Consider the following 20043-nt stretch of genomic DNA (forward strand, 5'->3'; position numbering starts at 1 on the left):
CTGGTGTTAGTGTGCCCACAAGGTCTGTGAACATTCCCCCGAAGCGGAGCTTTCAAACAAAAATACTTTACATTTATATTGCAATCTAAGGGTGTGTTTGATAGAATACAATTTGTTCTATTGTTGAGATCTAACCTATAGAAAAGGAACAGAGGTTATGTCTTAGGAGGTGAAACACATTGCCAAACATTAAATCAGCGATCAAACGCACAAAAACAAACAACGAGCGCCGCGCGCACAACGCAACTATCAAATCTTCAATGCGCACTGCTATGAAACAAGTTGAAACTTTCGTAAGCAACAACGAAGCAGACAAAGCGAAAGCAGCTCTTTCTGCAGCAGCAAAGAAAATCGATAAAGCAGCTAAAAAAGGTCTTGTCCACAAAAACACCGCAGCTCGTTACAAATCAAACCTAGCGAAAAAAGTGAACGGACTTTCTGCATAATAGAAAGCTTGGCCATGCCAAGCTTTTTTGCTTGCCTTCATAAAAAACGGCTCTCTTAAATGAGAAGCCGTCAGACCGCCGATAAATCGATAAATCGTAAAAACCGCGCGGTCAGCTGGCGGAAGAAAATCAACATGACAATGTGCGCGATGCGCTGCATTGCAAAAATATACGGTCAATCCAGCCATAAGGTAGGCTCTGCAGAAAAGGGAATGCTCGCTGATCTCATCCTCTGGGGTCCGGCCTTTTTTTGTCGTCAAGCCTGAACCCCGTCCGTGCCGAAGCGAAATATTCGCGGATTGAGTAAACTGGACATGAAATGAAATAGCGTATAAGACTTATCAGAGGAGAGCTTCCCTTCCACCTGTCAGCTATGTTCACTCGCACGACGCTATTTTTCGTGCTAAATATTGTTGATTTTTATACAAAATGAGGGAACTTCCAAAAAGGAAATTCCCTTGCTATGTACAAGTTTAATTATTCCGGTGTTTAACTTTTAAATGATAATCCAATTTCCTTCAAAGCAACCCGCAATTTAGGTAAAGACGCTGGTCCCATACCGTGAAATTTCAAAATCTCTTTTTCGCTGTATTTTGACAGATCCTGCAAAGAAGTTATTCCATTGTGTTCCAAAGCTCGTCTGGCTGGCGCAGAGAGCAATGAAAGAAATCCGTTGTCAGGTTTGCGCTGTTGCTCACAAATCGGGCAAACAGGACAATTACTTCTTTTATCATACTGGTGTCCTTTGCTGCAAGTCCTTAAATTCTTTGTCATTTCATTTCTCCTTTTCCGCACATTTTCAATGTTACCGATTTTATCTTTTCTTTTTTGCAATCGTGCCCCTTTGCTATGTTTGGCATCTGATGTTCATATTCAGGATACACCGAAACTCGTTAAACTATCTTCTGGAAAAAGAAAGGCTGCGAAATCGTCGGTTTCAGAAATCGAAGCTCCAACTGGTTCCTGGATCGTCATAGCGGTTTAGTAAGGATGGTTTTACTTATAACCTGTGAGTAACTGGAGCAGGCCAAAGCGAAAAACGAAAGAAAGGGAAGCGTCCCAAAAACAATGATCCGGGCTGAAGCGAAAAATAGACACAAATCATGAAAGTCCCTATTGATGCAAAGACTTTTAGGTCAAACTCATTTCTCTTCTTCACTCAATTGCTTGACAAAGTCGAGATGTTTATATCCCCAGCTGCACATATCGGTCAACACCGGCGCCAACGTTTTTCCGTGCCCGGTTAAACTATATTCGACCTTCGGAGGGATTTCCTGATAAACTTGCCGTTTGACGAGACCATCATGTTCGAGCTCCCGAAGCTGGTTGGTCAGCATCCCCTGTGTAACTCCAGGGAGCATCCGTCTTAATTCTCCGAAGCGTTTGGTGCCTTCATGAAGTAATACGAACAGGATCAGCGGCTTCCATTTTCCTCCTATGGCCGCCAAAGTTATGATGATACCTTCCGTCGTCTTCATTTCCCGTACTTTTGACTTCATCTTTGTCAACTCCCGATTCGGTATTCGTGATATCAGTTACGTTACCATATCATTCTGATTCGCGGTAGTACTCTTATTTTACATACATAGTACGGTTTACCGGACTACCATAAACAAGTTCTTTCACCGCAATAGTACGGTTTAAAGGTCTATGTACGAAAAAAAAGCGTACTTTGCAATGCCAAAAATATTCGTAATAATTGGGACGAAGAAAGGTTCAAGAAAAACAACAAACGGTAGAGGAAGATGTTTATGAAAATAATGGTAATTGCAGCACATCCAAATTTGAGGGAGTCCAAATGGAACAAGGCACTAATGAACGAATTGAAAAATCATCCTGATATCTTTATTCGTGATCTGTATCAGGAGTATCAAAATTGGAGTATCGATGTTGAAAAAGAACAGCAATTATTACTTGAATATGACCGGATCGTTCTTCAGTTCCCATTTTATTGGTTCAGCTGTCCGCCTCTTTTGAAAAAATGGTTTGATGATGTGCTGACATACGGCTGGGCGCACGGCCCCGGAGGCGAAAACTTGAAAGGCAAAGAATTCATGATTGCTACGACAACAGGCGGAGCGGAAGAAGAATATCGCGTTGGGGGCCGCAATATGTTCACTGTAGAAGAGTATTTACGGCCGATTGAGGGTACTATTATCCGATGTCATGGCACGTTTCTTCCGGCTTTTACATCCCACAATCCTCATGACAATATCCTCAAAAACGAAGCGAAGCGATATGCAAAGCATGTTTTATCACCTAAGGAAGGATAAAGCTTGCCGATTATGAGGGTAAACGGAAAAAGAAATAAGAACAACTGAAAAGGCTGTCGAGATTTTCTCGACAGCCTAACGGCTCTCTTAAAATTAGAGAGCCGTTTTTTCAATCGGACTGCAAAAGCTTGAGCAAAAACAGCTCAAGCAGGAGCTGCTTGTCTTTTTTGCCTGTCTTCATTTCATAATCCATAACGGCGAGATGCTCGATGATGCTTTTCAGCTCTTCTTCAGAAAACAGCCTCGCCTGGTCGATCGCGAGCTTCACCCTGAACGGGTGAACTTTGAGGTTTGAGGCGATTTGCTTTTGCCCGTACCCCTGCTGCGAAAAGTATTTCGTCTGCATCAAAAGCCTGAACTGGTTTGCGATCAGCGCCATCATTTTGATCGGTTCTTCATTTTGCTTTAACAGATCATAGAAAATCTGCAGCGCTTCTGTACGCTTCCGGTTCACAACCTTGTTGATCAATTCAAAAATATTCTGCTCGAGACCTCTGGCAACGAGCTTTTTGACGTCCTCAAATGTGATCGAATCCCGATCACCAATATATGTACTAAGCTTTTTCACCTCTTGGGCAATGGCCGACAGGCTGGCATTACACAGGATGACAAGCTCCTCCGCCGCTTCTCGTTCTATGAGCTTCCCCTCTGATTTTGCAAGCCCAGTGATAAAATCAGCCGTTTCCCGGCCGTTCAGTTCTTTTGCTTCAACCATATGGGCGTGTTTTTTCAAGAGCTTGGTCAGCTTTTTCCTCTCATCAAGCTTTTCATAAGGAGCGAGCAGCACAAAAACGGAATAAGGCGCCGGCTGCGCAATATAATCCTCCAGGCTCCCGAGGTTATGCTCCGTTTTATCTTTCTTTTTTTCAGCTGTTAAAAAAGACGGGTTTTTCGCAACAACAAGACGCTTCTCCCCCATAAACGGAAAAGTTTCAGCATCTTCAACAGCAAGGTCCAATGCCTCTTCTTCCAGATCAAATACGGAAAGGTTGAAATCCTTCGTCTCTTCGTCAACAACGGCTTGTCTGATCCTTTGAACCGTCTCCTGCAGAAGATACGTCTCTTTCCCGTATAAACAATAAACAGGATGAATATCGCCTTTTTTTAAGCTTTTCCAAATATCAAATACCGTCATCTGCACTTTCCCCTCTTTCATCCTTCCTTTCTATCCTAAAGCGTGTTTTGCAATTAGTAAAGAGAGAAGCGGAGTCACCCGCTCTCTCATTTATAATAAACGCCTTCCATAAACCCCCGGGTCAGTTTATAGAAGACGATGTTCATAAATTTTAGAAAACGGTTGCATGAAGCTCCTAGATTTTTGCAAAGAATTGAATTATACTGGATATCAATAGGAGGGGTAAATTGTGAATGAATTTGAAAAAGACGTGCAAAGCAAACGTAACGATCTTGTAGATTCAGGTGTCGGTTTTATCGTGTCTTTTGGCTTTTTCGCTACAATGTTTATTATCGCTACTGTTATACATCTGGCCGCTTAATCAAGCCAAGTCATGGACACCGCTTTACTCTCCGTCAGGCAAGCGGCTTTTTGACGGCTGCTGTTTTTCAGCAGTCTTTTTTTCTTGCGAGGAATGTACTTTATCATATGGGGGATGAAGTAAAAACGTTCCGTTTCCGCCTCGAAATAGGTACTGAATCGAACCGTGCTGATCCGTTCTGAATACTTTCACATGGTGGCGGTTTAAGATATCCAGCACTTCCCCGTGGGGATGGCCGTAGCGGTTGTGCTCTCCCGCCGAAATGATGGCTGCTTTCGGCTCAATTTGCTTAATCAGATCTTCCCCCGTAGAACCTTTGCTTCCATGGTGACCGACTTTCAGAATATCCGCTTTAAGATTCGGATACACTTTCATCATCTCATTTTCACCTTCCTTCTCCAAATCGCCCGTTAACAGCCACGAAAATTCGCCAGCTTTCAGCCACAACACGAGGGAACCGTTGTTTTTGCTGTTTTTGTCCGCCTCTTTCGGTGAAAGAACATAAAATTCAAGATTGCCAATATGAAGGATGTCACCTCTTTTGGCTACATGTACCTTGACGCCTTCTTTCAAGGCAAGGCGAAGCAGCTTTTCATCAGACGGTTCGGCTGCGAAGCCTTTCGGCACGATCAATTGCTTGACTTTATGTTTTTGGATCAGCACTTGAGCTTCACCAATATGATCCTGATCAGCATGAGTCAAAATTAAAGCATCGAGCTTCTTGACTCCTTTGGATGCCAGAAATGGCATTAATACGCTCTCTCCTAGGGAAAAATCCTTTTTCCGCTTTCTCCACTGCTCTTTCCGGAAGGATACGGTTCCTCCCGTATCAATGAAGACGGTGCCATTCTGACCGGGAGCGCTGACATACATGCTGTCACCTTGGCCGATATCAAGCATTGTGACCTCTCCTTCTCCTGCAAATTGAGGAAGACATACGTGAATAGCAAACACAGCGGCAAGGAAGCCGGACGAAATCATGACCGCACGAAACGACATCTCTTTTTCAAGAAACAGCAAAAACAGAAAAATAGCTGCGAAGTAGAAAAACAACAAAATATCCGGCGGTTTAACCGCAGAAAAAACGAAAATATCCACGGCAGACACCGATTTAACAGCCTGATGGCTCCACACAAGCAGATGGTCCAGCACACAGGCTGCCGCCTCCCCGAGAGGACGAAAACATATGAAAGCCAACAGACTTCCGAAAGACAGCGGCATGATGATAAAAATATAGAGAGGTATGAAAAGCAGATTCATCACTGTGCTGAGAAATGAAAACTCTTGAAAATGGATGAGCAGGATCGGAAGGGAGGCGAGCTGAGCCAAAAATGACCCCAATAGCAGTTGAGAGATTCGGCTTTTCGGCTTGATCAATATTTCTTTTGAAAGAATGAAAACGAAGGATACGGCAAAAGAAAGCTGAAATCCGGCTTGAAATAGCAGATAAGGATGATACAACAGCAGTCCGAGGCAGGCGATGCTGATCACATCGGCGCTTTTGAAGTTCTTATTGGACAGTGATGCCAGCAGATAGATTTCAGACATGAGAACCGCCCTCACTACCGACGGGGCGCCTCCGGTCAAAACTGCCGCAACGGGCAGCCCGAAAACGAGCAGCCATTTGGCGCATTCTCTCGTCAAACCGAAGCGAATAAATACGTGGAACAGAGCGGCCGACAACAGACCGACATGAAGCCCGGAAATCGCTAAAAGGTGAATGATCCCGAGACGCTGATAGCCGTCCAGCACATCTTGTTCAATGAGAAACCGGTCCCCGAAAGTAAGCGCTCTTACAATACCGGCAGCCGGATTAGCCATATTTTCTTCTGTAAAATCAAGGCCCGCTTTTCGGATGTTCAATAGAAATGGCATAAGACCGCCGCCCGGCTTGCAGTTTTCAATGGACTGAACCGCAAATATCCAGTGAATCCCTTTTTGATACAAGGATTCTTTTTGATCAAAAGTTCCAGGAACGGTCTCTTTTTTCGGCGCTCTTAATTCACCTTGCATGACACAGAGGCTTCCCGGCTGAAGAGCGGAGAGCGCCCGTTTTTCTTGCGGAGACCGGATCGTATAGCCCGCTTTCAAAGCTTCCCCCTTATCTGTTTCGGCTGTGAATGAAAGCCGGTCTCCGTCTATTATGGGGATATCCCGAACAGAAGCAAACGTGTGAAATTTGCCTTCATGATAAATCGTTGTATTGAAATGGTCAATCATGTTAAAAGAGGTGAAATATAAAATACAAATCGCTGCACATATGATGAAAAGGAGTATTTGTTTCTTGAAGAAACAGAGGATAAAGAACAGAAAAAAACCGACGGCGAGGAAGAGATAAAGAGAAGAGTGAGCGGAGGCGATTCCGGCTGCCGCTGAAATCGCTCCGCACGGGAAGATGCGATGTCTGTCCATTGGATTACACGTAGCTTGTAAACAGTTTGTTAGCCTCTGCGTGTATTTTCCTGATTTCCTCTTCCTCAAGGCCTTTATCAGCCAGCTGTTTGATCAGATCTGCCACAAACGATAACTTTTCCTGGTTTTTCAAGTCGATAATCATCTCATCGAGCTCTACCTGCTCCACTTTAACAGAAGCCTGATCGAAAAGTTCAACCGCGTAAGGATGGTTTTTGTAATCTTTCGCATAGTATATCGTTTTAATACCTGCCTGAATGATCGATTTACAGCATTGAATGCACGGAAAATGCGTGACATATATTTCAGCGCCTTCGGTCGGAACGCCGAATTTTGCACACTGAAGAATCGCGTTCATCTCGGCGTGAATCGTTCTGATGCAATGCCCGTCCACCATATAGCAGCCTTCATCCGCACAGTGAACACCTCCGGCGATCGATCCGTTGTAGCCTCCTGCGATAATCCGTTTATCCCTGACAATCGTCGCCCCTACAGCAAGCCTTGTACACGTGCTGCGAAGCGCCAGCAAATGGCTTTGCGCCATAAAATATTGATCCCAAGAAATCCGTTCCACTTGTTTTCCCTCCAAAAATACGATGTCGACTTCCCTAAGTTTACATATGTTTATCCGCAAACGTCAATTTACTTTACCGTGATGGAAGATTTTATTCTTTCAAAAGACTTTTCTCCAATTCCCGAAACGTTTGTTATGTCTTCAATCGTCTGAAACATTCCGTTCTCCTCGCGGTATTCGACTACCGCTTCCGCTTTTGAAGGACCGATCCCGGGAATCGTCTGAAGCTCCTCAGAGGAAGCCGTATTGATATTGACGATATCACTTGAGCTGCCGTCTGCTCTTGAGTCCGCTTCCGAAAGAAAGCCAGCGGCCTCTTCCCCTTCAAATGGAATGTAAAGAACCATACCGTCCCGCAAAACGGCTGCCAGATTAATTTGCTTTTGGTCCGCTTTTTTCTCGGTGCCGCCTGCTTTTTTCAATGCATCGTGCACCCTGTCTCCCTCCTTCATTTGATAGACGCCCGGATTTTTCACAGCGCCTTTCAAATCGATGATAACCTCCTCTTCCCCCGCGTTTTTTTCCCGCTTCACCTCCTCTTTCTTGTCAAAAGTCTGTGCAGAAGCCTCTTCAGGAATGGAGAAGCCGGATGAAGTTTCACGCTTTCCGCTTAACAGCATGAAGGCAGCGCTGATGATCAAGACGAGTGCCACACCTCCCGCCGCATGCCATTTATATTGTTTTAGCCAATCTGTCAAACTGCTCACCTGCTTTCATACATATTTTGACTGAAGCCTTCATATCGTTTAAAAGATACAGGTTCAAAGGAGGGGAGAACGATTGAATATCGGCTTTATCGGGACAGGAAATATGGGGACCATTTTAATTGAGGCGTTGATTGAATCCAGAGCGGTCATTCCCTCATCTTTAACAATTACTAACCGAACGATCGACAAAGCGTTAAACATAAAAAAACGATTCCCAGACATTCAGGTTGCAGAACGGCCGGAAGAAGTGATCACGGAAAGTGATGCCGTGTTTATCTGTGTAAAGCCGCTGGATATTTATCCTTTGCTAAAGCGGCTCTCACCCGTCTTCACCCGCGATCAGATTGTGGTCACCATTACGAGTCCGGTGCAGGTCGAACAGCTGGAAGCCATCGTCTCCTGCCAGGCGGCAAGGGTGATCCCGAGCATTACGAACAGAGCGTTGTCTGGCGTGTCATTATTGACTTTCGGAGAAAGCTGCACAGCTGAGGCAAAAGAAAAATTGACGGCTTTAGTGAGCAAGATCTCAATCCCTCTTGAAATCGAAAGCGGGATTACGAGGGTCGCCTCAGACATTGTCAGCTGCGGCCCCGCCTTTGTCAGTTATTTGGTTCAGGAGTTTATTCAGGCCGCTGTAGAAGAAACCTCCGTCTCAAAAGAAGACGCGATTTTAATGACGACAGAAATGCTGGTTGGTTTGGGAAGGCTGCTCGAAACAGGGCATTACACATTGCCCGCCCTGCAGGAAAAGGTGTGCGTTAAAGGCGGTGTAACCGGTGAGGGAATTAAGGCGCTGGAAAGCGGCGTTCAGGATATGTTCCGCCAGATGTTCCGGAACACCCATTTGAAGTATGAAGAAGATATCGCTCTAGTCAAGAAGCAATTTTCCGTTTGATTCATTGTTTCACGAACGCGCTGAGATTTTCAACAAAGGAAAAATACATTATGAAAAACCATCGTTACGATTAAACGATGGTTTTTGTTTTTTTCGCTGTATAAAAATGACGTTCCGACTCTGCGCCAGGCTCCAATTTTGAAAAATCGGCAGTCACGCACTGCACCTCAAATCCGGCTTGCCGCAATAAGCTGATATACTTTTCCGTCTGGAAAGTCCGCTGTTCATGCGATTCATCAAACCTTTCGTATACGCCTCCGCTTTCTACGAAGAAGGTCAAATCGTGAACAGCTGAATGAGGCTCATCCCCCGCATAGCTTTGCCAAATGACGCTGACTTCTTCATCCTGATCGGCATACGTACTTCCCGGAAAAATGACATCCATTTTGTAAATGGAATGAACATCAAACAGAAGAAGCCCGCCTTCTTTTAATAGAGAAAAAACGTTTTTAAAAGTATTGAAAACGTCTTTTTCGCTCTTTAGATAATTCAGCGAGTCACAGCAGATCACAACCGCGTCAAACTCTTGCCCATGCCCGGCAAGCTCGCGCATATCCTGCTGAAAGAACTGAATATCGAGCTGCCGAACGGCTGCTTTGTACTGAGCCTGTGCAAGCATATCTTCGCTAATATCGATTCCTGTGACATCGCAGCCTTTTTCAGCCAAGCGGACCGATATTTCACCCGTTCCGCACGCCAGATCAAGTATCCGTATACGTTCTTTCTGCTGTGCACCGATCGTTTTTTCAATCCAGCTGACCCACTCATCGTAAGGAGCGTGAGACATCAGCTTGTCATAAATACCGGAAAATCCTTTATAAATCATTCATTAACTCCGAACGAAAGGTCTTCAGTCGGCGCGTCTCCCCACAGCTTTTCAAGGTTGTAATAGCCTCGTTCCTCTTTGTGGAAAACGTGGACAACGACATCGCCCAAATCGATCAAAACCCATCTGGCTTCGTCAAAGCCCTCCATTTTCTTCACATTGATTCCATTTTCTTCAGCCTGATCCTTAATTTCCCGGGCAATGGCCTGAACCTGTTTGTCAGAATTCCCATGGCAAATCAGAAAATAATCAGCCACAAGCGAAATCCCCTGCATATTCAAGGCGATCATATCTTCCGCCCGTTTATCATCGCAGGCCTCTGCGGCAATTTTTAAAATTGAAGCTTGATCCATTCAGTAATTCCTCCTAGTGTCTATCGTTTACTAAAGCATTATATGTGGCGACCGTTTCCGGATAAACGGCCTGATTTTTTGAAATTAAAAATGTCATCGTATTTTTCAACGCCTGGATAAGCGCCAAATCCAAATCTTCCTCAGCGAGAGTCCGAACCTCTTCAACCCCTGGAAAACGGCGGCCCGGCTCGATATAATCCGCTACATAAATCACTTTCTCAAGAAGCGTCATATTCGGCCTCCCAGATGTATGGAATCGAATGGCTGACAGGATGTCTTCATCCGTAATTCCAACCTCTGTTTTGACAAGCGCTGCTCCTGCCGGCGCATGCCAAAGTTCATGATGAAAATCGAGCACTTCAAGCGGCCCGCCCCCGTTGAGGATGATTTGTTTCATTTCCTCTTTCGGGCGAAATTTGGCATAGTCATGAAATATCGCGGCGATTTCGGCTTTTTTCACATCTGCGCCAAACCGTTCGGCAAGTTTGACAGCCGTCTCCATTACGCCGACCGTATGGATGTAGCGCTGTTCTGTCAGCTGTTCTTGCACGCAGGCTAAGGCTTCCTCACGTTTCATATAGATGATTCTCCTTCACATAGACCTTCACTTCGTCAGGGATTAAATAATCTGTCGGCTGCTGATTTTTAATGCGGTCCCTAAGTAAAGATGATGATACTTCAAAAATAGGCACATCGACAAAAACGAGCGGATACGGCGTCTCAATTTGAAAGCCGGGCCGTTTCACCCCGACAAATTGAATCATGTTGACAAGCTTGTCAATGTTTGACCATTTCGGCAGGTATTCCACCATATCCGCGCCGATAATAAAGTAAAACTTATCGTTTGGATATCGGTCTTTCAGCAGGCGAACGGTATCAAATGTATAAGAAGGGCCTTCCCTTTCGAGTTCGATCGTCTCCAATTTAAATTGCTCTTTCCCCGATATGGCGAGCTTCAGCATTTCCGCCCTGTGCATACTTAGCGAAAACGAGTTTTTTTGTTTATGCGGCGGAATTTGGTTGGGCATGAACCAAATTTCATCAAGATCCAGTTTATACAGGACTTCATTTGCCATTAATAAATGCCCGTTGTGCGGAGGATCAAATGTCCCTCCAAAAATCCCGATTTTCCTCATGATTACCACCTTTAAGCGTTAAGGAAGCTCAATTTTTTTATTTTCTTTCGACTCCTTATACAGCACGATAATGTTTCCGATCGTCTGCACCAGTTCGGCGCGTGCTCCGCCCGCCAGCGCTTCGGCTACTTCCTCTTTAGGCTGCTCGCAGTTTTGCAGCACGCTCACCTTGATTAATTCCCTGGCTTCAAGCGCTTCACTGATTTGTTTGACCATGTTTTCGTTGACTCCGCCTTTACCGACTTGAAAAATCGGTGACAGATGATGCGCTTCCCGGCGCAAATAGCGTTTTTGTTTTCCTGTTAGCATGATTTTCCTCCTAGTTGCTGCAACACAATTGATTTCATTTTTTCCATATTAGGCTCATGTCCGGTCCACAGCTCAAAAGCAAGGGCTGCCTGGCCGATGAACATGCCGACTCCGTCCAATGTTTTCAAGCCTTTTGCTTCAGCCTCCTGCAGCAGGGCCGTTTTCAGCGGATTGTAGATAATATCGCATACAAGGCACGTTTCTTTCGCATTCGCCAATGAAAGCGGGGCAGCTTCGATGTTCGGGTGCATCCCGACCGACGTCGTTTGAATCACGATATCATATGCTGACAAGTCTGCTTCTGCTTCCTGCAACGACAAAGCACGTGCCTCTCCTTCAAAACGCTTAGTGAATGCTAGTGCCTTTTCAGGTGTACGATTCGCCACGTCCAGCTGCTTCGGCATCTCAGCTGCCAGAGTGGTAAATATCGCCCTCGCCGCACCGCCTGCCCCAATCAACAGTATCGAGAGCTCAGAAAGCGGACGATCAAGGGATGGCTTCAGCGATTTAAGAAATCCTGCTCCATCTGTATTATATCCGACCAGCCCTTCTTTTTCTCTTCTGACAGTGTTGACCGCCCCGAGAGCTTCGGCACTTTCATCAATACGGTCGAGATGCTTCATGATCGATACTTTATGGGGGACCGTCACATTAAACCCTTGAATGCCAAGGGCCCGCATACCTTTCACAGCATCCTCAAGATCTTCGTTTTTCACGCGAAAAGCGTGATAATGTCCTTCTAAAGAAAGATCCTCCAAAGCCGCATTATGGATGTCCGGAGACATGGAATGAGCCACCGGATTGCCAATCAGTCCGTACATCGGTTTCATAACTCTCTCCCCTTAGCACTTATATTAGAGATCTGCGTAAAAACACGTGAACGCCTTTAGGCGCGTGGGCGACAATTTTTTGGTTCGCCTCTTGGACAGTTACCCAGCCGAGGCCCGAGAACACAACGTCCGTTTTCGGCTCTTTAATCGTAAACGTATGTTTAACAAGCTCTGGAAACGAGTCAAGATCTTCTTTTGCAGGGGGAGCAAGCATTTCCCCAGCGTGCTTTTCATACAGCTGATCCGCGTTTTCAAGCTTTGTTCTGTGGATATTGAGTTCATTCGGCATATAGCATACAAACGAAGATCTGCCTCCGCTTGCATAATCAAACCGCGACAATCCGCCGAAAAACAGCGTCTGTTCTTCGTTCAGCTGAAAGGTGCGGGGCTTTAGCTCCTTCTTCGGCGTTAATATTTTCAGATCGCGTTTCGCGACATAGTGCGCCATTTGATGATGGTTGATGATTCCCGGCGTATCATACATCGCCGATCCGTCATCCAGAGGAATTTCAATCGCGTCAAGCGTTGTCCCCGGATATTGAGATGTCGTAATGATGTCGCCCTCTCCGGAAACCTCTTTAATAATCCGATTGATAAACGTTGATTTTCCTACGTTCGTACACCCGACGACATATACGTCTTTGCCCTGTCTGTAATGTTCGATCGCGTCGATCGCATCTTTCATCCCCTGCCCGCGCCCGGCGCTGACGAGCAGCACATCAACAGGCCTTAAGCCGAGCTCTTTCGCTTCGCGCTTCATCCAGTTTACAAGGCGCTCGCGCTTGACTGATTTAGGGAGAATGTCTGCTTTGTTTCCTATTAATAAGATCGGATTGCCTCCGACAAAGCGGTTTAGGCCGTTGATCCAGCTTCCGTTGAAATCAAAGATGTCGACGATTTTCACGATAAGCGAATTCGTTTCCCCAATGCCGTGCAGGATTTTCAAAAAGTCATCGTCCGTCAGTGAAACATCCTGAATTTCGTTATAATTTTTCAATCTGAAGCAGCGCTGGCAGATGACATTATCTTTTAACAGCGATGCTTCAGGCGCGTAGCCCAGTTTATTTTTATCTTCGGTTTGAATGGCGACTCCGCATCCGATACAAACTACCTTTTCCATTCTTTAATCCTCCCACTGAATATGGCCTTTCCGTTTTAAAGCGCTGAGAATTCTGCGTTCCACCTGGCGGTTGAAACGCGTAAAAAAGCCGTCGGAAGCAGCCACAGGCACGACAAGAATGGTATGAAACCCATTGCGGTTCCCTCCCAGCACATCTGTCATGAGCTGATCTCCTATGACAACGACGTCTTCTTTTTTAAGACCCATATTTTTGACGGCTTTTCTGAAAGCTCTGCCCATCGGCTTTTTCGCTTTGTAAATAAACGGGATATTAAGCGGTTCAGAAAATATTTTGACGCGTTTTTCATTATTATTTGAGACAATTGTCACTTTAATGCCGTGCTCTTTCATCTCTTCAAACCACTCGATGAGACGCGGTGTAGCACTAGGCCTGTCCCATTCTACAAGCGTGTTGTCCAAATCCGTAATAATCCCTTTTACATTGCGCTCTTTTAGTTTTTCAGGGGTAATATGAAAAATATTTTTTACAAATTCATCCGGCAAAAAGAACTTTTTTAACACAAAGCCGCACCCTTTCCTTTCAATTACTGCTTCTTTTTTCAATGTGTCGAATCAAATCTAAAAGTGTCTTAAAAAATCGGCTGCCCGAAAAGTTTTCGACATATAATAGGATTCTTCAACAGGTGTGGATAAAATTACACACAGTATCCACTCATATTTCATCGACCTTTTATTAAATTATAAACATGATACCCACAAGTTATCCACTTTTTGGTGTGGATAACAGAACGATTGTTCTCGCCCAATATTCATGATAGATTATAGGTACTTCAAACAAAGATCATATAACTTAACATTTTATGCTTATTCCAAACAGGTTATTCCAATTTTTATGAGGAGGTGTCTTCCCCATTAAATGGGTACCGAGTATGAAAAAGCTGTCTGATGAACTTTTAATAGAATCATACATTAAAGCAAATGAGATGAATTTGAACCGCGAATTCATCGAGCTGATTGAAACCGAAATCAAAAGAAGGTCGCTCGGTCATCTGCTTTCCGTCTCTTCATAGCTCAAGCACTCCCGAGCGCTCTTGCCGCTTTTTTTCACTTAGGTTGATATTATATCACTTGAATAATACGCTTACTACTGTTTTTCATGAAAAAACACCTCTCTAAAAGAGGTGCTATTTGAAGAATCCGTGAGGACTAAGCCAGTAGAACCCGCCGATGACGAGCAGGACGACTAAAAGGACGACAACGAACGCATATCCGTATGCGGCGCCTGCATATCCGGGATAAGCCGGGTACGAACACGGACCAGCGGGAAAAGGATATCCCATCGCATCATTCCTCCTTTAGACTGTTATAGTAACAGCCTATGAAGAAAAAGGAGAAATGGCTAGGCCTTTTACTTAAATCAAGAAGTTTTTATAACTTTACTTTCATTAATTCCTTCAAAAATAATTCGCGCGCCTTTTGGGGTTAAGTGATTTCCCGATGGGTCGATAAACCCCGAATGGATCAGCTTCTCATCTGTAGCTCCGCCAGCTTTTTTCACGATGTTTTTCCAGTTGTCGATCAGCGGCACATCAAGTTCACGCGCCGTTTCCCTTGTGACATCATTATAGGAATCGTGCCATTTGCGCGCTCCTCCGTATTTTTCAAACGAAGCAGCCCGGTATCTTGCATAATAAAAGATGTTGTCCCCGCTTCCTTCGACGATCGGCAGGCACGTCATTAATATCGGCTCTATTCCGCGGCGGCGGCTTTCTTTAACAAAATAATAGAGGTTTTCTTTAAACCTTTTTTTGGATACGCGCGGCAGCCCTTTCGCAAGAATTGCTGCATCATTTGTTCCGAACATGATAAAAAGATATGCCGGCTGCTCATCCAGCACATCCTTCCTGAACCGAAGCCTGGCGTCTTCTGTCGTTTCTCCGCCTATTCCCGCATTATTTATTTTGTACTGCCCTTGAAGGGAAGTCTGAAGTAAATTGACCCATTTTTCCGCTTTTGGATAATCGCGAAATTGCCAATTTGAGCCGCGTGTATTGCTGTCTCCAAATGCTACGACTTTTCTGGGATCGTCCTCTCCGCAGCCTGCAAGCAGAAGCAGAAAGATGAGGACCATCACCAAGCTTTTTTTCATTCGTTCCACCTCCAAAAGCCAATACTACGATCATATAGGAGAGAAGCTGCACTTTCAATGGGAGAAATCTCTGCCATTCTGCAAGCGTATAGTCCTTACTATGCATTTAACCTGTCCCCCCTGTTTAAAAACATTCGTATTGGTTCACGGTTTTCCGACAAACAATGTATATGTTTTGACAGGTCGAAAGCCTAATTTTTCAGCGAGGCGAATCGATGCAACGTTTTGCCGGTCGCAATCCCAGCGCGGTTTCAAGCGGTTCTCTATTGCATACGCGATAAAAGCGCCGGCGCAGCGGGCTGCAAACCCACGTCCCCTGTAATCCGGGTGTGTTACGATATCAACTTCGGCAAAGCGTTCCGAACAAAAAATGGTGACACATTCACTGGCGATCACACCTTCATGCGACACTTTAAATCCGAAACCGTTCTTCAAAAAACGGCCTGGCCCTCCCCAATACTCAATCGCGTATTTTTCCGTGAAATTCGCGCTTTTTTGAAAGTCATCTTCAGAAAATCTTTCAACACCGGCAAATGCGGCGCTGCGAACATATTCCTCTTTTCCAAGGAAAAATGACACGCGCTCCATTTGCTGCAGAGGATCGCCAAGCCCCCCAATTAAAAAGGCGTCCCACTCCTCAGAAGCCGAAAACACGGTAAAGCGCGCTCCGTTCCTCTGTTCATTCAAATAGTGAAGCCATTCGCTCCTTCCGCTGTCGGGGATATCTCCAGCGACATAATAAATCCCGGCAGCTGTTCGAAAAAGAACAGTGGCCGGTGTGAAGAAATCATCGACATAAACGTTTCCTTCGATAAGTCCTTCGGCTATCGCATGCGCGAATGTCGGACTTTCGTCTGTTAACAAAACCTTTGCTTTTCGTTTTTCACTCGATTTCAGTTCAATCATCATAACTCCTCCTCGAACTTGAGACCGTCAAGCCCCGCTGGCTGATTCGGTGCCGTATTCAATATTGCGGTCAAAGATAAAAACAGACACCGCAATATCCTCCTGAATTTTGATGTCTGTAAAAAGGTGCTCGAGCTTCGCTCCGATGAGCTGCTCCATTCCTTCCGGCACGTGATTGGAGTAGTGTTTCTGAATCAGGGTCGTCCTTGCGGCATGGACCATTTCCCTTCCCTCCGACGTGCTTGCGATAAATTGCTCGCTCGCCGTCAAATTGCCGTAAAGCGTCGAAACTGCCATATTGTCGACAAAGACCGTGTGAATCCGTTCAGGCCCCTTGCCAAACAGCTCTTTTCGAAGCTTGCGGATCATATCGTTGAATTCGTGGATTTTTTTAGACATCATGCTTACCCCTTCCGTTTAAACCTTCCATCTGTCTCGATGTCCCCTTAGACATTTCACTTGGTTAAAATTTTCCTATTCTATTGAATTATAATCAATATCACTTTATAATAAAAGCCGGGCTGATGGATTTGTAATACCGTCGTGTTATGAATCTATCGAATTCTGACAATATAGGATTGGTCTGTTAGTAAGCTTTGCTAGTAAACTATTCCGCCATGTATGTTTATACCGCTTTCCACGCCAGGATTCGGTATATATGTACATGGCTTTTTTGATTTTGAAAAGATGATGGAGGGGAATAAAGATGGACGGAAAGCCAATCAGTGTCCGGATAGACGGCAAAGAAATTAAAGCAGCGGCCGGGGCAACCGTTTTAGACATATTGAACAAAAACGGGTTTGAACACCCGCAAATATGCCATGTTCCAGAGACGGATCCTATTCAAACGTGTGATACCTGTATTGTGGAAGCAGACGGAAAATTAAAGCGGGCATGCTCCCTGCGGGCAGAAGACGGAATGACGGTCAGCCTGTCTGGAGAACGGGTCAAAGCAGCACAAAAAGAAGCAATGGACCGCCTGCTCGAAAACCATTTGCTTTATTGTACGGTATGCGACAACAACAACGGCAACTGTACGCTACATAATACGGCAGAAATGATGGGAATCGAAGAGCAGAAATACCCTTACACGCCAAAAGAAGACCCGTCTTGCGCAGTCGATATGTCGCATCCCTTTTACCGCTATGATCCGAATCAGTGCATCGCATGCGGACAATGTGTTGAAGTCTGCCAAAACCTGCAGGTCAATGAGACGCTCTCAATTGACTGGGAGCGTGACCGTCCGCGGGTGATCTGGGATGAAGGCGTTTCAATCAACGAGTCATCATGCGTCAGCTGCGGGCAGTGTGTCACGGTTTGTCCGTGCAATGCGTTAATGGAAAAATCGATGCTTGGAAAAGCCGGGTTCATGACAGGCATCAAACCGGATGTCATGGAGCCGATGATCGACCTTGTCAAAGATGTAGAGCCGGGATACAGCAGCATCTTTGCCGTTTCAGAAGTCGAGGCGGCGATGCGTTCACAGCGGATCAAAAAGACAAAGACCGTCTGTACATTTTGCGGTGTCGGCTGTTCATATGAAGTATGGACAAAAGGCCGTGACATCTTAAAAATTCAGCCGGTGTCAGAAGCTCCCGTCAACGCCATTTCGACGTGTGTGAAAGGGAAATTCGGATGGGATTTCGTAAATGCGGAAGAGCGTTTGACCAAACCGCTGATCCGCAAAAATGACGAATTTGTCGAATCAACTTGGGAAGAAGCGCTTGACTACGTCGCCCGCAAATTAGGCTCAATTCGGGAGCAGAGCGGAAAAGACGCCGTCGGGTTTATTTCGTCTTCAAAAATTACGAATGAAGAAAACTACTTGATGCAAAAGCTGGCGCGGCAAGTATTTGGCACGAACAATGTCGACAACTGCTCGCGGTACTGCCAGTCTCCGGCAACGGACGGATTGTTCCGCACAGTCGGCATGGGCGGCGATGCTGGCACCATTCAAGACATCGCGAAAGCAGGCCTCGTCATCATCGTCGGCGCCAACCCGGCCGAAGGCCACCCGGTACTGGCAACCCGTGTGAAGCGCGCCCATAAGCTTCACGGACAAAAGCTGATCGTCGCTGACCTTCGCAAAAACGAAATGGCCGAACGCTCGGATCTGTTTATCAGACCGCGGCAAGGAACTGATCAAGTATGGCTGATGGCCGTGACCAAGTATATGATTGACCAAGGCTGGCACGATCAAGCGTTTATCAATGAAAACGTCAATTTCTTTGAAGAATATAAGCAATCGCTTGAGACATACACCCTTGAATATGCAGAAAAAATCACAGGCATCAATCAACAGACGCTGATCCAAATCGCTGAGATGATCCGCGACGCCGACGGTACGTGCGTCCTCTGGGGAATGGGAGTCACCCAAAACACAGGCGGTTCCGACACGTCCGCCGCGATTTCAAACCTGCTTTTAGCTACCGGTAATTACCGCCGCCCGGGCGCTGGGGCGTACCCGCTCCGCGGCCATAACAATGTCCAGGGCGCATGCGACATGGGGACGCTTCCCGGCTGGCTTCCGGGATATCAGCACATTACAGATGACAAAGCGCGGAAAAAGTTCGAAAAAGCTTACGGCACAACAATCAACGAGAAACCCGGACTTGACAACATCGAAATGCTTCACGCCGTTGAAGAAGGCAAAATGAAAGCTATGTATATCGTCGGAGAAGATATGGCTTTAGTCGATTCAAACGCAAACCGGGTCCATGACATTTTATCAAGCCTTGATTTCCTTGTGGTTCAGGATATGTTCCTTTCGAAAACAGCCCAATACGCCGACGTTGTTCTCCCTGCGTCAGCTTCGCTTGAAAAAGAAGGAACTTTTACAAACACGGAAAGACGCGTACAGCGATTGTATCAGGCCCTTTCGCCGCTCGGAGACGCAAAGCCGGACTGGGTCATCATTCAAGACATCGCAAACCGGCTTGGAGTTGACTGGCATTACAGCCACCCGGGAGATATTTTTTCAGAAATGGCAAGCCTGTCACCGCTGTTCGCAAAGGCCGATTATGACGCAATTGAAGGATGGAACAGCTTCCTGTGGGGCAGCCTGACCGGAGAAAGCACGCCTCTTTTATATGAAGACGGCTTTAACTTCCCTGACCGGAAAGCGCGCTTTGCCCTCGCAGACTGGACAGAGCCGGCCGAATTCCCTGAAGAATACGACCTTCACATTAACAACGGCCGAATGCTGGAGCATTTTCACGAAGGAAATATGACGAACAAATCGGCAGGCATCCAGGCGAAAGTGCCGGACGTCTTTGTTGAAGTCTCGCCTGAGCTTGCCAAAGATAGGGGCATCTGCGACGGATCGCAGGTCAGACTGATCTCGCCGTTTGGCGCCGTAAAATTAACCGCGCTTGTGACAGACCGGGTTAGAGCGAACGAGTTGTATTTGCCGATGAACTCGACAGATAAAGAATCTGCAATCAATTTCTTGACCGGCCCCGCAGTAGATGCGCGTACCAATACACCTGCTTACAAGCAGACAAAGGTGCGTATGGAAGTGCTCGGCGGATGCGCAGAACCGCCGCTTCCGAAAACAAATCCGCGCAATAAGAAACGCCATCCGCAAAACGGAGCTGAAGTCGAGCGGAAATGGAAGCGACCGGGATACGTTCATTTAACAGACTAAATCA

24 protein-coding genes are annotated in these 20043 nt (G+C 45.9%); 6 read left to right on the forward strand and 18 right to left on the reverse strand.

The features are described from left to right. Positions 1–179 precede the first annotated feature (179 nt). Positions 180–446, forward strand: a complete 267-nt coding sequence (rpsT, locus tag M1D67_RS14330) for a 30S ribosomal protein S20 (protein ID WP_020452267.1) — start codon at positions 180–182, stop codon at positions 444–446. Positions 447–935: 489 nt separating this feature from the next. Here rpsT and M1D67_RS14335 read toward each other — a convergent pair whose 3' ends face one another. Continuing rightward, entirely contained in the window at positions 936–1220 is a 285-nt protein-coding gene (locus M1D67_RS14335; protein ID WP_479831848.1) for an RNA polymerase alpha subunit C-terminal domain-containing protein, read from the reverse strand. 368 nt (positions 1221–1588) lie between these two features. Continuing rightward, positions 1589–1945: a winged helix-turn-helix transcriptional regulator gene (locus M1D67_RS14340; RefSeq protein ID WP_023855250.1), complete on the reverse strand. Its 357-nt coding sequence runs from the start codon at positions 1943–1945 to the stop codon at positions 1589–1591. 252 nt (positions 1946–2197) lie between these two features. Between M1D67_RS14340 and M1D67_RS14345 the strand changes: the two genes are divergently transcribed. Continuing rightward, entirely contained in the window at positions 2198–2719 is a 522-nt protein-coding gene (locus M1D67_RS14345; protein WP_025811130.1) for an NAD(P)H-dependent oxidoreductase, read from the forward strand. Between the two features lie 109 nt (positions 2720–2828). On the opposite strand, the gene holA is transcribed toward M1D67_RS14345, so the two are convergent. After that, on the reverse strand, positions 2829–3854 hold the full coding sequence (gene holA, locus M1D67_RS14350) for a DNA polymerase III subunit delta (protein ID WP_479831349.1): 1026 nt from the start codon (positions 3852–3854) through the stop codon (positions 2829–2831). Positions 3855–4083: 229 nt separating this feature from the next. On the opposite strand from holA, the gene M1D67_RS14355 reads away from it, so the two are divergent. Then, positions 4084–4215, forward strand: coding sequence for a YqzM family protein (locus M1D67_RS14355; protein WP_003183686.1), 132 nt, complete (start codon positions 4084–4086; stop codon positions 4213–4215). 24 nt (positions 4216–4239) lie between these two features. Here M1D67_RS14355 and M1D67_RS14360 read toward each other — a convergent pair whose 3' ends face one another. The 3 genes from M1D67_RS14360 to M1D67_RS14370 all read right to left on the reverse strand — a co-directional run bounded on the left by M1D67_RS14360 (position 4240) and on the right by M1D67_RS14370 (position 7899). Then, positions 4240–6627 (reverse strand): DNA internalization-related competence protein ComEC/Rec2, encoded by a 2388-nt coding sequence (locus M1D67_RS14360; protein WP_479831350.1) that lies wholly within the window; start codon positions 6625–6627, stop codon positions 4240–4242. A 4-nt stretch (positions 6628–6631) separates the two neighbouring features. After that, a complete protein-coding gene (locus M1D67_RS14365) occupies positions 6632–7201 on the reverse strand; it encodes a ComE operon protein 2 (RefSeq protein ID WP_020452273.1) in 570 nt (189 codons plus the stop codon). Positions 7202–7269: 68 nt separating this feature from the next. After that, a complete protein-coding gene (locus tag M1D67_RS14370) occupies positions 7270–7899 on the reverse strand; it encodes a helix-hairpin-helix domain-containing protein (protein WP_479831351.1) in 630 nt (209 codons plus the stop codon). Positions 7900–7981: 82 nt separating this feature from the next. Between M1D67_RS14370 and comER the strand changes: the two genes are divergently transcribed. Beyond that, positions 7982–8803: a late competence protein ComER gene (gene comER / locus M1D67_RS14375; protein WP_025811127.1), complete on the forward strand. Its 822-nt coding sequence runs from the start codon at positions 7982–7984 to the stop codon at positions 8801–8803. 70 nt (positions 8804–8873) lie between these two features. Here comER and M1D67_RS14380 read toward each other — a convergent pair whose 3' ends face one another. Genes M1D67_RS14380 through M1D67_RS14415 form a run of 8 tightly spaced genes read right to left on the reverse strand, consistent with a single transcriptional unit; the run spans position 8874 to position 13899 of the window. Beyond that, positions 8874–9629, reverse strand: coding sequence for a class I SAM-dependent DNA methyltransferase (locus M1D67_RS14380; protein WP_145624093.1), 756 nt, complete (start codon positions 9627–9629; stop codon positions 8874–8876). Beyond that, positions 9626–9982 carry a ribosome silencing factor gene (gene rsfS / locus M1D67_RS14385; RefSeq protein ID WP_023855256.1) on the reverse strand — a complete coding sequence of 119 codons (357 nt, stop codon included), beginning with the start codon at positions 9980–9982 and terminating at the stop codon, positions 9626–9628. The genes M1D67_RS14380 and rsfS overlap by 4 nt, the downstream gene beginning before the upstream one ends. A 13-nt stretch (positions 9983–9995) precedes the next feature. Next, positions 9996–10559, reverse strand: a complete 564-nt coding sequence (gene yqeK, locus M1D67_RS14390; protein ID WP_026579268.1) for a bis(5'-nucleosyl)-tetraphosphatase (symmetrical) YqeK — start codon at positions 10557–10559, stop codon at positions 9996–9998. Next, entirely contained in the window at positions 10549–11118 is a 570-nt protein-coding gene (locus M1D67_RS14395) for a nicotinate-nucleotide adenylyltransferase (protein WP_025811125.1), read from the reverse strand. The genes yqeK and M1D67_RS14395 overlap by 11 nt, the downstream gene beginning before the upstream one ends. Positions 11119–11136: 18 nt before the next feature. Then, positions 11137–11427, reverse strand: coding sequence for a ribosome assembly RNA-binding protein YhbY (gene yhbY / locus M1D67_RS14400; RefSeq protein WP_003183704.1), 291 nt, complete (start codon positions 11425–11427; stop codon positions 11137–11139). After that, on the reverse strand, positions 11421–12257 hold the full coding sequence (gene aroE, locus M1D67_RS14405; protein WP_479831352.1) for a shikimate dehydrogenase: 837 nt from the start codon (positions 12255–12257) through the stop codon (positions 11421–11423). The genes yhbY and aroE overlap by 7 nt, the downstream gene beginning before the upstream one ends. A 19-nt stretch (positions 12258–12276) precedes the next feature. Beyond that, the gene (gene yqeH, locus M1D67_RS14410) at positions 12277–13377 is read right to left on the reverse strand and encodes a ribosome biogenesis GTPase YqeH (RefSeq protein ID WP_195536612.1); all 1101 of its coding nucleotides are present in this window, start codon (positions 13375–13377) and stop codon (positions 12277–12279) included. 3 nt (positions 13378–13380) lie between these two features. After that, positions 13381–13899 carry a YqeG family HAD IIIA-type phosphatase gene (locus M1D67_RS14415; protein WP_020452282.1) on the reverse strand — a complete coding sequence of 173 codons (519 nt, stop codon included), beginning with the start codon at positions 13897–13899 and terminating at the stop codon, positions 13381–13383. 368 nt (positions 13900–14267) lie between these two features. Between M1D67_RS14415 and sda the strand changes: the two genes are divergently transcribed. Then, a complete protein-coding gene (gene sda / locus M1D67_RS14420) occupies positions 14268–14408 on the forward strand; it encodes a sporulation histidine kinase inhibitor Sda (protein ID WP_003183713.1) in 141 nt (46 codons plus the stop codon). 114 nt (positions 14409–14522) lie between these two features. Here the strand turns inward: sda and M1D67_RS14425 are convergent, their stop codons facing one another. The 4 genes from M1D67_RS14425 to M1D67_RS14440 all read right to left on the reverse strand — a co-directional run bounded on the left by M1D67_RS14425 (position 14523) and on the right by M1D67_RS14440 (position 16792). Continuing rightward, positions 14523–14678: a hypothetical protein gene (locus M1D67_RS14425; RefSeq protein WP_023855260.1), complete on the reverse strand. Its 156-nt coding sequence runs from the start codon at positions 14676–14678 to the stop codon at positions 14523–14525. A 77-nt stretch (positions 14679–14755) separates the two neighbouring features. Continuing rightward, positions 14756–15487, reverse strand: coding sequence for an SGNH/GDSL hydrolase family protein (locus M1D67_RS14430; protein ID WP_020452283.1), 732 nt, complete (start codon positions 15485–15487; stop codon positions 14756–14758). Positions 15488–15631: 144 nt separating this feature from the next. Next, positions 15632–16393 carry a GNAT family N-acetyltransferase gene (locus M1D67_RS14435; RefSeq protein ID WP_096748243.1) on the reverse strand — a complete coding sequence of 254 codons (762 nt, stop codon included), beginning with the start codon at positions 16391–16393 and terminating at the stop codon, positions 15632–15634. A 27-nt stretch (positions 16394–16420) separates the two neighbouring features. Beyond that, positions 16421–16792, reverse strand: a complete 372-nt coding sequence (locus M1D67_RS14440; protein ID WP_025811122.1) for a Na-translocating system protein MpsC family protein — start codon at positions 16790–16792, stop codon at positions 16421–16423. A gap of 307 nt (positions 16793–17099) precedes the next feature. On the opposite strand from M1D67_RS14440, the gene fdhF reads away from it, so the two are divergent. Then, positions 17100–20039 (forward strand): formate dehydrogenase subunit alpha, encoded by a 2940-nt coding sequence (gene fdhF, locus M1D67_RS14445; RefSeq protein ID WP_043054401.1) that lies wholly within the window; start codon positions 17100–17102, stop codon positions 20037–20039. Positions 20040–20043: the final 4 nt, after the last annotated feature.

The organism is Bacillus sp. PK6-025 (genome assembly GCF_056530265.1).